Annotated in this window: 9 protein-coding genes; 7 read left to right on the top strand and 2 right to left on the bottom strand. The window is 41.7% G+C overall.

Going from position 1 to position 14,717, the window contains the following annotated elements; translation table 11 throughout:
- Together CWB80_RS13115 and CWB80_RS13120 are read left to right on the top strand one after the other, a co-directional pair.
- A complete protein-coding gene (locus tag CWB80_RS13115; protein WP_138599402.1) occupies window positions 1-987 on the top strand; it encodes a Gfo/Idh/MocA family protein in 987 nt (328 codons plus the stop codon).
- A 151-nt stretch (window positions 988-1,138) separates the two neighbouring features.
- Window positions 1,139-2,815: a methyl-accepting chemotaxis protein gene (locus CWB80_RS13120; RefSeq protein ID WP_171041530.1), complete on the top strand. Its 1,677-nt coding sequence runs from the start codon at window positions 1,139-1,141 to the stop codon at window positions 2,813-2,815.
- 36 nt (window positions 2,816-2,851) lie between these two features.
- Here the strand turns inward: CWB80_RS13120 and CWB80_RS13125 are convergent, their stop codons facing one another.
- A complete protein-coding gene (locus CWB80_RS13125) occupies window positions 2,852-4,867 on the bottom strand; it encodes a TonB-dependent receptor (protein ID WP_171041532.1) in 2,016 nt (671 codons plus the stop codon).
- Between the two features lie 444 nt (window positions 4,868-5,311).
- Between CWB80_RS13125 and CWB80_RS13130 the strand changes: the two genes are divergently transcribed.
- The 5 genes from CWB80_RS13130 to CWB80_RS13150 all read left to right on the top strand — a co-directional run bounded on the left by CWB80_RS13130 (window position 5,312) and on the right by CWB80_RS13150 (window position 12,326).
- Window positions 5,312-5,602, top strand: a complete 291-nt coding sequence (locus tag CWB80_RS13130; RefSeq protein WP_054553967.1) for a hypothetical protein — start codon at window positions 5,312-5,314, stop codon at window positions 5,600-5,602.
- Window positions 5,599-7,167 (top strand): PepSY-associated TM helix domain-containing protein, encoded by a 1,569-nt coding sequence (locus tag CWB80_RS13135; protein ID WP_138599399.1) that lies wholly within the window; start codon window positions 5,599-5,601, stop codon window positions 7,165-7,167. The genes CWB80_RS13130 and CWB80_RS13135 overlap by 4 nt, the downstream gene beginning before the upstream one ends.
- Window positions 7,168-7,317: 150 nt before the next feature.
- Window positions 7,318-8,199 carry an EamA family transporter gene (locus tag CWB80_RS13140; protein ID WP_138599398.1) on the top strand — a complete coding sequence of 294 codons (882 nt, stop codon included), beginning with the start codon at window positions 7,318-7,320 and terminating at the stop codon, window positions 8,197-8,199.
- Between the two features lie 166 nt (window positions 8,200-8,365).
- Window positions 8,366-10,012, top strand: a complete 1,647-nt coding sequence (locus tag CWB80_RS13145; RefSeq protein WP_138599397.1) for a hypothetical protein — start codon at window positions 8,366-8,368, stop codon at window positions 10,010-10,012.
- A 235-nt stretch (window positions 10,013-10,247) separates the two neighbouring features.
- On the top strand, window positions 10,248-12,326 hold the full coding sequence (locus CWB80_RS13150) for a TonB-dependent siderophore receptor (protein ID WP_138599396.1): 2,079 nt from the start codon (window positions 10,248-10,250) through the stop codon (window positions 12,324-12,326).
- 46 nt (window positions 12,327-12,372) lie between these two features.
- Here CWB80_RS13150 and CWB80_RS22720 read toward each other — a convergent pair whose 3' ends face one another.
- Window positions 12,373-14,553 carry an extracellular catalytic domain type 1 short-chain-length polyhydroxyalkanoate depolymerase gene (locus CWB80_RS22720; RefSeq protein WP_138686283.1) on the bottom strand — a complete coding sequence of 727 codons (2,181 nt, stop codon included), beginning with the start codon at window positions 14,551-14,553 and terminating at the stop codon, window positions 12,373-12,375.
- Window positions 14,554-14,717: the final 164 nt, after the last annotated feature.

Here is a 14,717-nt window from a genome sequence, read left to right on the forward strand (position 1 = left end):
ATGAACTTTGTGATTGTAGGTACCAATTTTATAAGCGACACACTACTGAGTGCAGCCAAACAAATTGAACAATTCTCCTTATACGGCGTATGCTCTCGAGAGCAGCAAACAGGCGAGGCTTTCCTTATAAAGCACGATGCTCAAAACGCTAAAGTGTTTACCAATATTGAGCAAGTATGCGAAGACCCATTAGTCGATGCCGTCTACATTGCTGCACCAAATAGCTTACATAAAGACTATGCTGTAATGTGTTTAAAAGCTGGTAAACATGTTTTAGGTGAAAAGCCTTCGGCTGCTAATAGCAAAGAGCTTGAGGCCATCGTGCAAGCAGCAAAAACACATCAACGCTTATACATGGAAGCGATGATGACTACCCATTTACCAAACTTTGCACGCTTAAAAAGTGCCATGGCAAAGATAGGCACGCCACGCAAATATATTGGCCAATATAGTCAGTACTCATCGCGTTACGATAAATATAAAAACGGCGAACGCCCAAATACCTTCTTGCCAGAATTTGCTAACGGTGCATTAGTCGATTTAGGTATTTATCCGCTGTATATTTTACTCGCATTATGGGGCGCGCCTCAGAGTGTAAAAGCCAGTGGAGTGTTACTTGAAACCGGTGTTGATGGGGCTGGCGATGTGCTTTTGAATTACGCTGATAAGCAAGCGGTGATCAGCTATTCGAAAATCTCTCAAGGCGATAATTTTACTGAAATTCAAGGTGAGAAAGGCCGAATACGTATTGAAGCGGTGTCATTATTAAAGCGCATGCAATTTATTGGTAACGATGGCACGGTTGAAGAACTGTCTGAGCCATTTGATGATCATTTTATGCGCCATGAGGTCAGCCACTTTATTCAAGCTGCGAATGCAGGACAAATTGAGTCATCTGTTAATACTCATACACTGTCAAAACAAGTTATGGCTGTACTTGATGAAGCACGAAATCAGCTTGGCGTCGTGTATCCAGCAGACCAATAAATGCATTACTCAAGGGTGGTTGACTCTGCCCTTTTCATTTTCAACATAAGCTTAAATGACCACCTCTAAATAACTTACCCGTAATTTTTATTGAATCAAAAATTTTGTACTATGGTTAATAGTACTTACTTTCAATATGAAGGGTAATACTTTGACTATACGCTTTTTACTCAGAACCGTTTTCGCAGCAACCATTACCCTTGCAGCCGGACTTCTCTTCATTATTTTATTTTTACAATCAGGCCAAGATGAGAGTATGGAGTCGGCTCAACAGCGTTATGAGCTAAGCCATCTTGCTCAGTTTTCATCTTCAAATTCGATTCGCCTTACTGAGCTTGCTCGTCAACATGTCGTAACCTTAGATCCTCGCTATGAAGTTGAATACCATCATCTTGTTGACCAAATTCAAGGAAAAGCAGCTTGGCTCAATGGTCAGAAAAAAAACTATGTGCAGCGCTTAAAAGCCTTTAATGTCGCTACCGATGATTTGGCTTTATTACAAAAATCCAACGACTTATCACTCAAACTAGTCGAAACAGAAGAAAAAGCATTTAGCTTAGTCAGTGATTTACTTGGTCGAGATACTAACAACTTAACCGTCAGCGAGCATAAAAGATGGGTGCAAGCTATTACGCTTTTAACCAACGATGCTTACATGGCCGAAGTTGAGAAAATTCAGCAGCCTGTACAGGCCTTTTTAAATTCAATTGAGGGAAAAAGTGCAGCAGAGGTAAAAAATAATCATGACCGTGTGGTAACTTTAAGCCTAGTTAGCACCGCTTTAGTTCTAACCATCATTGCTACCTTGATAGTGTGTTATTGGCAATTAGAGAAAAAAGTGATTAAAGCAACTCATGCTTTAATTAATGAGGCCAAGCGTATCTCTGAAGGAGATCTCTCTCGCTATATTGACCATAAAGCTGATGATGAAATAGGCCAACTTGCGGTCAGCTTCAACATTATGGTTGATAAGCTCTCCCAGCTTCTAAAAGAAATACATAATCAATCAGAGCAAGCACAAGTGGCGGCGAAAAGTTTAGATGAAATATCACAGCAAGCTAAAACACTCAATGATATTCAAAGCCAAGCTATTGAGGTAATTTCAAGCTCAGTCTATGAAAACTCAACGGCCGTAAAAGAGGTTTCTCAAAACTGTGCAGAAGCGGCAAGCAGTGCCACCGCTGCTAATCAAAAAACCAAAGAAGGCCTACAGGTTGTCCAACAAGGGGTAAGCTCTGTTGAGTCAGTGGCCGACACCTTAACCAAATCGCTAACAGATCTTAATCAGCTGGAAGCCTCAGTAAATGAAGTCACTGCTATTTTAAGTGTAATAAGTAACATTGCCGAACAAACTAATTTACTAGCACTGAATGCTGCAATCGAAGCCGCAAGAGCGGGTGAACAAGGCAGAGGGTTTGCAGTGGTTGCTGATGAAGTAAGAACATTGGCTAGCCGCACACAGAGCTCAACCCTTGAGATCCAAGATAAAATTGACTCATTACAATCTGCAACCAATGCAGTAACGCAAAGGATCCGTTCAAGCGATGCGCAAATTAAAGAGGCGGTGCTCAATTCAGAAAAAGTAGGCCATATGCTTGATGAAATTAGCCTTCAAGCAAAAGCGATTTCTGATGCCAATATGACCATAGCTTCTGCATCTGAGCAGCAATCTCAAGTGACCGAAGAAATAGCCCAGCGCTTAAACGAAGTCCAAGATACAAGTCGTCAGTCGCAGCAACAAACACAAAGTATTTCAGATTCTTCAAGCAAATTGGCTAACTTAGCAAATAACTTAAACGGGCAGATTAACCGCTTTAAATTGGGCTAGTCGCTGGTTCTCCTCAGCGACTAGCGATTAGTTTATTTAAAATCGGTAAGTAACAGATGCACCGATTGTTTGTGGGTTTACAACTGCAACGTAGCCTTGTGGGTAACGGCCACTAGCAGGCTCTTTTGCAGTATACGCCTCTTCATCTAAGGCGTTGTTGATGAAAGCACTGATCAGCCACTGTTCGGTATCGTAGCTCATCGATAAACGCGTAATGGTGTAATCACCTGCAACGCGCTCTTCAGTGTTGGTTAAATCGCCATAAAACTCATCAACATAATTAGCACTTAAATTTACTTTTAAACTATCAGTAAACCAGTGAGATACACCCAAACTCGCGGTTAACTCCGGCGCAGAATTTAGTTCATTGCCAACGGCTTCTGGGAACGCAATTGATTCATCTATTTTAGTTTTCAATAAACCAAAACCGCCATGTAATTGCCACTGTTCGCCCAGCATGCTGTAAGCTTCAACTTCTAAACCATAGCTATGGGCATCTTCAATATTAGTGATTTTACGCTCAGAGCTTAGCGCTTGATAACCGTTGAAGTTGTTGTAAAACACGTTGGCACTAATATTAATATCGCCATTATTTAAAACGCTGCGTGAGCCAATTTCATAGGTATTAACCGTTTCTTCATCGTAGTAGTAATAATCTTCTGCGGTAAAATCAAGGGCGCCGCCCCCTGCATTGTAACCACGACGAGCACTAGCAAATAAAGTCGTTTCGTCGCTAATATCATATTGAATCGCGAGCTTTGGTAAACGCAGTGTGTGAGAGTTATCAAGTTGTTCAACCAGCATATCACCGCGAAATGCCATATTAAAATTACGTAATTGTTCTTCACGCTCAATGCGCAGACCCGCTGTTAATGTGAAATCGCGACTTAAGTTAAAGCTTGTTTCACCATATATTGCCGTCGATTTACTACTATCGTCACCGTAATAATTAGTCGCTCCAACACTTTCAAAGTCTTGGTCGCGGTCAAAATAGGCAAGACCCACAAAACCAGAGTAAAAATCATTGCTTAAACCAAAGTTCAATTTGGTATCGACAGTGATGTTACTCTCATCCATTGATACATCAGATTCTGCGCTTTCAAGTGGCTCATATGCTTCAAAGCCCCATTTGTAATCCATATAAGCAACTAAAACATCTAGCGAAAAATCATCGTTAATTTTGTAATCAACATTCACTTGCGTGGTGTCAGATTCAGTATCCATAATACGTTGATATAGTGGCTCATAATCAAATGGCTCATCCGCTAAAAAGTACTTACGACCCGAGTTACCCTCTTCACTATAAGTTGAATATGTTAGCTGTACTGATAAATCTTGGCTTGGTGTGTAAAGTAATTTAGCGCGTGTGCTACTGGTATTTAACTTGTTTAATTCACGATCAGTTGGGTTTGTTTCGTATACCGGCGGATTTGAAAATGTTTCGCCATCAACGTACTGAGTTGATAAACGAAATGCTAATACATCTTCAACTAACGCTCCTGATACCACTGCGGCAGTGTCTAGGTAGCTATCTTGGTTGCGATAACCGACGCGCACAGCGCCTTCAAAATCTTGAGTTGGCGCTTTAGTTGTCATGTAGACAGCACCCGCAATACTATTACGACCATTGCTGGTTGATTGCGGCCCTCGGTAAACCTCAATTTGTTCTACATCCCACAGACCCGTATCACCAGTTAAATCAGCTACAAACGGCTGGCTTACACCATCAATCAAGGTTGAGACACGAGCCTTTGAACCACCACTAAATGAGTTAAAGCCCGTTGCGCCACCATTACCAGACACACCTCGCATATCTGGCACCGAGCCCGTTAACACAACAACGTTCGCCATTTCTGACAGTGCTTCAGATATCGATGCAAGTTGGCCGTTTTCTAATAGCGACTTATCAACAACTGCCACTGACGACATCGTCTCTTTAAGTGACTTCTCAGTTTTTTCACCTGTAACAACAATGGTATCCATTGATTTTCGACTGTTTTGATCGTCGTCGGCCCACGCTGAGCATTGCGTAACAAGTAATGATGCAAGCATAACTTTGGTGAGTGAATTAAGTTTAAATGCTGTAGCCAATGTCCTTTCCCCGTAAGAGATTATTAGAATTAAACAAATTGAGTTTGATAAAAAAGCGCTAGGAAATTAACACAAGCTTAATGATATTGCAATTGAGTTTAGTTATCATTTACAATGAGATTTAATATCAACTACAACTATAATCTCATGCTCATTTTTACTGTTACTTTGCTTATCTTTTTCGCTGTCAGTATTTTATATTGCACCAGAAAACAGCAGCGATTCTTAAAAAAACCAATTAAAAAACAATGGCGATTACTTTCAATTGCGTTAACTATTTGCGCATCAATACTTGCCCTTCAACAATTCTCAGTCACAGCGGCCGTGTTCTACATCATCTTTAGTGTGATGCTAATGTTGATGCTGCTCCCTTTTGCGAGCCTGCTGCGAAGAAAAGGATAACTCATGACAAGTTCAGCTAAACGCCAACCAACTTGGTTAGGGAAAACGCTAGCAGGTGCAATTTTAGGGTTAGCACTTTCATTTATTTTCGTTGCTTTTTTTGCTTGGTATGGCCCTGGAGGCATTGATGCTCGCGATAAAGTGCAATTTAACATGTGGATGATCACGCCGGTTTGGCTAACCATTTTTAGTTTTAGTTATTTGTTCAACTCAGCAAAACAAGCTTGGCTTGTACTTGGTGGGTTAACTGTGCTGCTTTATGGCGTATTTTTTATGCTAAGGAACGCATTATGAAAGTCAGATCGGATATTCTTCGCACCTATCAAGGAGTACACACATGGACAGGCATCATTGCAGGTTTAGTGCTATTCATAGGTTTTTATGCTGGCAGCTTGACCATGTTCAAACACGAAATCCAGCAATGGGCTGCCCCCATTCAAGCTCCTAAAGTCACCAGCTCTAATTATGACTACCAAACGCTGGTAGATACGGCAATTAATGAGCAAGGCGAACAACTTGCTAAAGGCTTTAACCTTGATTTACATACCCAAGATGCACCTCTTTCGTGGTATATCAAAGGCAATGCCCGAGGCATGGAGCTTGATAAACAACTGAACTTCGCCCACCTAAATGCTGATGGCAGTTTAAACGTCAGCGTACAAACCGAAAATGAACTTGCTGATTTAGTTGATTATTTACACCGTACAGCAGGCTTTATAGGCGAAATTGGTCATGATCAATCAGGGGTCTATATTCTTGGTATTGCCTGTATTTTGTATTTTTTAGCTTTGGTCTCTGGAGTGATTATTTTACTACCGACATTAGTTAAAACTTTTTTTGCACTGCGAAAAGAAAAAGGGCCTAGTCGACTCTGGCTCGATAGCCATAACATGGTCGGTATAGCGAGTTTACCGTTTCATTTAGTCATTGCTTTTACCGTGGTGGTATTTGCATTTCATGATTTTATTTATGGTGGTTTAGCACAATTTTATGATGGTAAGCCGCTATTTCAGCGCCCTACGCCTGCGGCGCAAAGTTTTCATATTGAAAACTTGCCACGCATTGATGAGCAAGTACTCGCAGCGAAAAACTATGCCCCCGGCTATGAGCCAATCCATATTCGCTATAGTAATTTAAATTCAGCATCACCTTCTGCGGTGTTTATGATGAGTAACAATAATGCGGTAGTGCGTGGACCAGATACTGATTACCTATTCATGAACCCGTACACACTAGAAGTGGTTAACTCAAGCTACCCGCAAGGCGAAGATGCAGTGTGGGGTAACATGGTTGCCAGTATTTTCTCACTCCATTTTGGCACTTATGGAGGAGACTGGGGTCGTTGGGGTTACTTCATTATGGGATTACTTGGCGCCTTCTTATTCTATTCAGGTAATCTACTGTGGATAGACAAACGCTTCAAAAAAGATCCTAATAAACGCAGTACCTTGTTTATGGCAAAACTCACCATTGGCGTTTGTTTAGGGTCTATGATTGCCGTTGCTTTTACACTCGTCGCTGCCAAATGGCTACCTGCATTTGTTAGCAACACAAACTACGCTACCCTATACAGTTACTATGCAGCCTTTTTTGTTTTTGTAATATATAGCTTCTTAAAACCTGTGCAAAAGGCAACCACGGTTGGGTTTTATTTACTCGCAAGTCTGTGTGCATTAATGGTGTTATCTACGCTAGTAAAACTTGCCAGCGACACCAATTCACTATTTTACTCAAGCTATTTAGTTGATATTGTCGCTGCTATTTTTGCGGCTACTTTCTTTAAAGTGGCAAAACGCCAGCAGCAAAAACAGGCCACGCAAACCATCATGCCGACCTTTGAACAAGCAGGACAAAGTTAAGCACTCTCTTTATGGGTATCAAAGCAATTTGATACCCATAATTTTGCTTTATCGAAAATCTGTGTCCGTTTAACGAAAAACATTTCTTCTCCCTCAAAACATCAGTAGAATCGCCGCAAACTTGAACTATTAACTTTCATAAGGACAGTGATGCAGCGCACCATTCCACCGTTTTTTATTGCTGTTATTTGCGTGCTTCTTGCAATGGTTACCATTCAATCTGGTGCCTCTGTTGCAAAGCAATTATTCCCTTTAATAGGCCCTGAAGGTACCACAGCACTTCGATTAGGTTTTTCAGCTGCTATTTTGTGCCTGGTTTTTAAGCCTTGGCGAGCTTTTCCGCCGATAGGGCAACGCATGCCGATCATCGTTTATGGACTGAGTTTAGGTGGCATGAATATCCTGTTCTATTACGCGATTGAGCGCATTCCTTTAGGCATTGGTGTTGCTCTGGAGTTTACTGGCCCCCTTGCTGTTGCCCTACTTTCATCTCGTAAAAAGCGCGATCTGTTTTGGGTAGCCTGCGCCATTGTTGGCATTATTTTATTGCTACCTGACATGAAAGGCGAAGACAGCCTCGATCCTGTGGGCGTGATCTTAGCCCTTGCAGCAGGTGCATGTTGGGCGTTTTATATATTGTTTGGCAAAAAAACTGGAAACCAAGGCTCTGGCGGGATGACTGTAGCCATGGGGATGAGCGTCGCCGCGATTGTGCTTGTGCCTTACGGCGCCGTTTCGCAAGGCGCTGCATTATTGAGTTGGGAAGTATTACCACTTGGTATTTTAGTGGCTATTATGTCTAGCGCACTACCCTATACGTTAGAAATGGTGGCACTTCGCAATATGCCCGCACAAGGCTTTAGCATCATGATGAGTTTAGAGCCTGCGATCGCAGCATTGGCTGGTTTTATAATTCTCTCTGAATTTTTAAGTGTATGGCAGTGGCTGGCCATTTTATTAGTGATTACCGCCTCGGTTGGCAGTTCGATGTCGAGTGATTCACAAGATCAGAAAAGTCAGAAAAACAGCTAATTTAACATTAAACATGCATTTTTTAGTACTTAAAGATTAAATTTCAGACTTAAAAACAGCTTTTATCGGCATTCGTAAAGTGAGAGTTCTCACTATAATGCTCACTATTAATACAAAGTGGTCTTATCTCTTTGTGTCGCTAGAAACCTAACAGTGGGATTTACATATGTCGATAAAAGCCAAATTATTTTTATCAACCCTAGCTCTTTCAAGTAGCTTTTTGACTTCTTATGCAGTCGCTAATAGCTGTCAAGGGGAATTAGTAGCAATGAATGCCGGCAGAGGCGAATTAGGTGTTGTATTCGGTCTCGATGAACTGCAAAAAACCGCTAGAGCAGACTCTGTTGCAAAATTTAGTTCTGCTGCAATTGCATATGACGAAACAACTAACCGCACTTATTATGTGTCTTCACCTATTCCACTTGAATTCAAAGTAGATGTTAGCCACCTTGATATCAGTGATGAGCAATTTCCAAGTTTACCTATTAGAGGTGACAAGTATAAATACAGTCGCTTAGCCTATTTTGATCACGCAACAGGCGAGCATGTTGTTGTAGGTAAGACTAAATCAGTTTTCGGTATGGCATACGCTTCAGATACTGATTCATTTTTTGCAGTGAGCTTCTCAAAGCTATATCGCATAGACAAATACACTGGCGAAGAAACTGTACTAGCTGACTTCAGTGGTGTTGATGGCTTAAGCCGCGCTGATTTAGTCGTTAAAAATGGTGACCTTTTATTAGTAACAGCGACTTCGGTATATAGCATTGATCGTAATGACTATTCATATACTAAATTAGCCAATCACAACCTTGTTAATGTCACAGGTGCAACATTAAGCCAAAAAGGTGACGTTTTAATCAGTCGTGTAATTATCAATGATCATGGTGATCAAAACGAATCTAAACTTTATAAACTTAGCCCTTATTCAGGAAAAACTTGCCTTGTTGCAACCTTGCCGATTCACATCAGTGATTTAACAACAAACACATTAAACTCAACAAGTTGTTACACTGAAGCACCTTGCGCTATTGCAAATGATGGCATTCCTTACTACTCAGAAACAGTTAATAACCAACTAGGTGGTGAATGGCAGTCATTTGATTTTCAAGATCAGTATTTTACAAAACCAGCAGTGTTTTCATCAGCAGTAACCGTGCATGATGAAAATGGTGGTGTTATTCGTTTAAAGAATATTGAAACAAATAGCTCTGAGATTTCATTCCAGAATTGGCAATATTTAAACACAAAACATGACGAAACTGAGTCTTTTGACTTTTTAACAATGAATGAAGGTCGCTATACAATGAGCGACGGTACAATTGTTGAAATCGGTAGTTTTAGCTTGTCTAACTCTAGAAAGTTTACAGATGTTGTATTTACGGAAGCATTTAGCGCAAAACCTTACGTCTTTTTGCAAATTCAAACCTACAATGGCGGACACAGTGCCTATACGCGTGCCAAAAGTTTAGCAACAACAGGCTTTAAAGCAGCATTTTATGAGCAAGAAAGTTTGAATGAAGGTCATGTTCCTGAACGAGTGGCTTATTTTGCAATTTTACCTGGTTCGGGTACTTCGGGCACACTAGAAACAGTTGCAGGTAACAAAGATTACAATCTATACCAAGCCGATATTGATCATGACGGTGGTCAATTAGGCAAGCATTTCTACTTCCTTCAAGAAGAGCAATCTATGGATGAAGAATTACTTCACGCTAAAGAACGAGTACATGTTATGGATATTGAGGAAGTAAGCCTTGCTCAAACTGTTACTGTTCGTGATGAAGACACATATACCCTCCGCAGAAAATAAATACACCTAAATCAAGGCGCCTCTGGGCGTCTTTTTCATGCCTTAAATTAACTCGCCTTTTCATATACACAAAACTCTTTGACATAATTTGTTACATTTATTTGTATTAACATATCACTTTTGCGATAAATGGTGATGATAACTATTATCAGTTGTGATAACTTACCCGCCGATTGTTTCCTTATTAAAAACAATAACCCTATAAAAATTTGCTAAATAACACGCGGAGATAAAAATGAAGTTCACTCAGTTGCCTATTGCAACCGCTATTCTTTGTGCATTGTACCCTCAAATCAGTTTTGCAGAACAAACGACTGACATAGAGGCCAATGTCGAAAAAATCGAAATTGTTGGCATACGTCAGAACCGTATTAGTGAAGGCGCGACAGGTTTAGCACTCGAAATTGATGAAACTCCGCAATCAATTAGTGTGATCTCTGCTGAGCAATTAAAAAATTACTCTGCTTTTAACGTCAATGATGCTTTACGCTTAGCACCTGGTATCAATGTTGAAGAATGGGAAACTAACCGTACTAACTATACATCACGTGGTTTTGAAATTAAGAATACACAAATCGATGGGGTTGGCTTACCGAATGACTGGGGTATTGTCACTGGCGCAATGGAAGCGTACGGCTATGAAAAAATTGAAGTTATTCGTGGTGCTAATGGCTTACTTACTGGCGTAGGTAATGCTTCGGGTACGCTTAACTATGTGCGCAAACGCCCTAAAAACGAAAACGGCGGCGAAATCGGTGTCTCTGTTGGCTCTTGGGATTTTAAACGTCTACAAGCTGACTATTCACTATTATTAACCGAATCAGGTAGTTGGGCTGCACGCTTTGTGGCTGCTGCTGAAGATAAAGAGTCATATCTCGATGGACTTGAGAACAACCGAGAGTTTTTCTCTGCGGTAGTAGATGGTCAGCTTACAGATAACTCAACGGTTACTGTGGGATATTCATATCAAGATGCAGACACCGATGGCAATACTTGGGGCGGCCTTGTTTATAACTACACAGATGGCACACAAGCTAAATGGGACGAAAGCGACACAACCACCCAAGAATGGACAATGTGGGATACCATTAACACCTCTGCATTTGTTGAATACAACTATGTCTTTGCAAACGCGTGGCAACTTCAAGCGAGCTACAACTTCCGTGGTTTTGAAGAGCAAGACAAACTATTTTATGCCAGTGGCAGCATTGATAAAGACACCAATCTTGGCCTAAGTGGTTGGCCGGGTCGTTACGACAGTGAAGTAGATGCTGATTTATTTGAAATCAAAGCATTTGGTGCCTTTGAATTGTTTGGTAAAGAGCACCAAGCAAGCTTTGGTGTAAGCCATGCAAAAAGTGATGATGTGATGTATCAACACCCGTTTGATTTTGACAATACACCGGCTTATGGACCAACGCCTGCGTTTCCGTACGATTTAGATGTGATTCCAGAACCGGATTGGTTAACACCGGTTCTTTATTCGGATATTGAACAAAAGCTAACCCGTTACTTTGGCTCTGCTCAGTTAAATATTACTGATAAATTATTTACCGTGGTTGGTTTTAACGCTATTGAATTTGAACGCTCAGGCATGAATGCCGGTGCATCTATCGATAATGACGAGAGCGAAGCAAGCCCATATATCGGCTTTACCTATAAGTTAAACGATGATCTAAACTTATATGCTAGTTACTCAGATATTTATCAGCCGCAAGAGCAAGCTGATTACAACGGCCAATACTTAGCACCTACCAAAGGCACTAACTTTGAAACCGGTGTTAAGGCTTCTTGGTTTGATGATGCTCTAATGACAACATTTGCCTATTTTACTGCTGAGCAAGATAACTTTGCGCAATATGCGGGCCTCACTGAAGATGGTATTTATTACTATGAAGGCGTGTCTATTGAGTCAGAAGGCTATGAATTTGAAGTGACAGGTAAAATCACCGACGCTATGAATATCGTCGCATCTTATACGCATATTGATGTTACAGATGAAAATGGTGCCGACACCAATAAATGGGCACCTCGTGATGTTGTCGGTGTAACAGTGGATTATGCACTAACAGATGCAGTGGTGGTTGGTTTAAATGGCCGTTGGCAATCTAAAATTGAAAGCACTGATTACAATGTTAAGCAAGGTAGTTACGCCCTGCTAAACGCCTTCGCGCGTTGGAATATTAATGACCAAGTTGCAGTACAGGCTAACGTTAATAATATTACTGATGAGCAATACATCAATAGCTTACAAACCGTGGGTTATTATGGCGCACCAACAAACGGTAGCCTCACTCTGACGTATAAGTTCTAAACGCAGTTTAGAAAAAAGTGTCGCCCGCATGGGCGACACACATTTATTAATTAGGGCAATTACCTAATTCATAATACCCAGCACTAGTTTGCGCTAAGGTACTGGTATAAAAGGTGTTATAAAGACCTAGGTTATCACCTGAGCCTACCGCATAGGCGTAAGAGCCATTCGTAGTTGCGCGATTTGCTTGCACATGTGCATAGTTGCTTGAGGTGGTTTCAGTGCATTGGTAATCACCATTCGGGGTTGAGTCACACGCATCACCCACACCATCTGCATCACTATCCAGTTGATCACTATTGGCCACCAGCGGGCAGTTATCTAGGCTATCACTGACACCATCGCTGTCAGAGTCACTCGTTTCACCATCAGGAGTGCTGTCACACACATTACCAATCCCGTCATTATCGTTATCAGCTTGATCAGCATTCGCTACATTCGGGCAATTATCTGCGCCGTCGAGCACACCGTCGTTGTCTGCGTCATTAGTCGGTTCGGTGGTGGTTTTGCATGCCTGTAATGGCCCTGCACAACTTGAATCATCATCAGCGATCCACTGACATTGATTGGTACCCGCTGAATACTCGCGCATAGTAAAGGCAGCGGTTCCAAACGCTAAATAACAGGCAGAGTAACCTTCGCCCCAGCTAATATGGCCTTCGTTGATATGAAGATTGTAATCGCCTGTCACGCCAGCATCGATGACAAAACTAATGCTATCTGTTGATGTCAGCGCAGTATCATCTGTTGCGGTGATCACTATGGTATTATTGCCACCAGCCAAATTGCATTGTTCAGCAAAGTACTCAAGCCCATTCACCGTAGCCGTCACATCACCATTGCTAAAACTGACCACTACGGTACTTAAGTTTTGATTATCATCAATCACCGTTCCCGTCACTGTAGCGCACTGCCCGTTTACACTTGCCGCAGTATCACTCAGTAGCGGTGCTGTAGCTGCAGGCTCTGGCCCGACACGTACCGTAAGATTAGCTTCATCCCCCTGTTTCGCTTCGTTATCTGTGGCACTGACACGCACTTCATAAAGTCCATCGCTGAGTGCACTTGTCACCCCACTAAAGGTATTATTCGCATCGACTTGCACGTTCAGTGACTCAATTAAGCTTGCCGCGCCACCTGCTAGGCTATACACGTTAATATCAACATCGGTTACACTGCCTTCTGGGTCGACTGCACTGCCACTAATAGTGAGCTGGTTATTATTGTCTGTGGCAGTTAAATTACTAATTTCAGGGCCTGCATTACGATCAACTCGTTTATTATTAGCCGCAAAGTACTCACCGAGATAGGTTGCAAAATTAATACTGTTTGCTGCGACATAATCGCCAGACGCACCTTGTCCGCCCGACCACGAATGATCCAAATTATTAAACCACAGCATAACAACCCGATTGTCTTGCCAAAGTGACTGCTCAGCGGTACGCGTTGCATCATCACTTATTGTCGTCGTGCCTGAAAGTTGATTAACCCCATAAAGGGCAGCAAAGCCATCTGCGTTTTGTTGGTTATAACAGGTATTGACTGTGGTATCGGCAGTACCATGACCAATCACCGCTATTTGTGTGGCAAAATGATCTTTATAACTGCCAGCATAGCTTTCACAGCGGGATACAAAGGTGTTTTCAGACACTGTTTCACAGGTCGAAATCGCCCCACTTGAACTTGTGCCAATGGTCGGCCCGGCACTTGGTGCAACTCCGGCAAATACATCAGGCGCCACACAAGCCGTTTGTGCAGCCATTGCAGCCCCAGATGATAAACCTGCAATATACACTTGTTTAGGGTCAATATTACGCGTTGCATCAGCGCTCAATGTATTGGCTAAATTAATCAGATTTTTATAATCGCCAGAGCTGCGATTGATTGCTCCTTGCCAATATGACCAGCAGCTATAGCCTGCTTTATTCATAGCATCAGGAACGGCTATCACCATGCCATGGGCTTCGGCTGCATCTTCAAGATTCGCAGTTAAGTAGTTATTAATGGGTTGCACGCAGCCATGCAGTACTAGCATCAAAGAATGGCCATTGCCTATGCTTGATTGCGTATCAGGAGTGTAAATGTGAACATTATTAAAACCGCCAATGCTGACATTTTGCTGCCAACTCCCTGCAAAACTTGGCTGCGAGAAAATAGCAGCACAGAGCACTGCGAGCGGAGTAAACGACGCTGATTTTCGTTTACATAATTGTGTTACTTTTTGCATATATCGCCTTTATAGTCGTTATCATTGTTGTCTGTCAGTTGATGACTAACCCAATGTAGTAGAACTATTCAAAAAGCGAACTATAACTATAGTGCTATATAGCTTTTAAAAACCAACCCAAAGATAGTACGGACTAGTTTATTGCCATTTTCAAAACTAAAGTT

The organism is Pseudoalteromonas sp. S1650, assembly GCF_005887195.1.
GTDB lineage: Bacteria > Pseudomonadota > Gammaproteobacteria > Enterobacterales > Alteromonadaceae > Pseudoalteromonas > Pseudoalteromonas simplex.

Coding starts and splice junctions, on each gene's coding strand:
- CWB80_RS13115 (WP_138599402.1), top strand. CDS start 1: ATGAACTTTGTGATTGTAGGTACCAATTTTATAAGCGACACACTACTG.
- CWB80_RS13125 (WP_171041532.1), bottom strand. CDS start 4,867: ATGCTTGCATCATTACTTGTTACGCAATGCTCAGCGTGGGCCGACGAC.
- CWB80_RS13130 (WP_054553967.1), top strand. CDS start 5,312: ATGACAAGTTCAGCTAAACGCCAACCAACTTGGTTAGGGAAAACGCTA.
- CWB80_RS13135 (WP_138599399.1), top strand. CDS start 5,599: ATGAAAGTCAGATCGGATATTCTTCGCACCTATCAAGGAGTACACACA.
- CWB80_RS13140 (WP_138599398.1), top strand. CDS start 7,318: ATGCAGCGCACCATTCCACCGTTTTTTATTGCTGTTATTTGCGTGCTT.
- CWB80_RS13145 (WP_138599397.1), top strand. CDS start 8,366: ATGTCGATAAAAGCCAAATTATTTTTATCAACCCTAGCTCTTTCAAGT.
- CWB80_RS13150 (WP_138599396.1), top strand. CDS start 10,248: ATGAAGTTCACTCAGTTGCCTATTGCAACCGCTATTCTTTGTGCATTG.
- CWB80_RS22720 (WP_138686283.1), bottom strand. CDS start 14,553: ATGCAAAAAGTAACACAATTATGTAAACGAAAATCAGCGTCGTTTACT.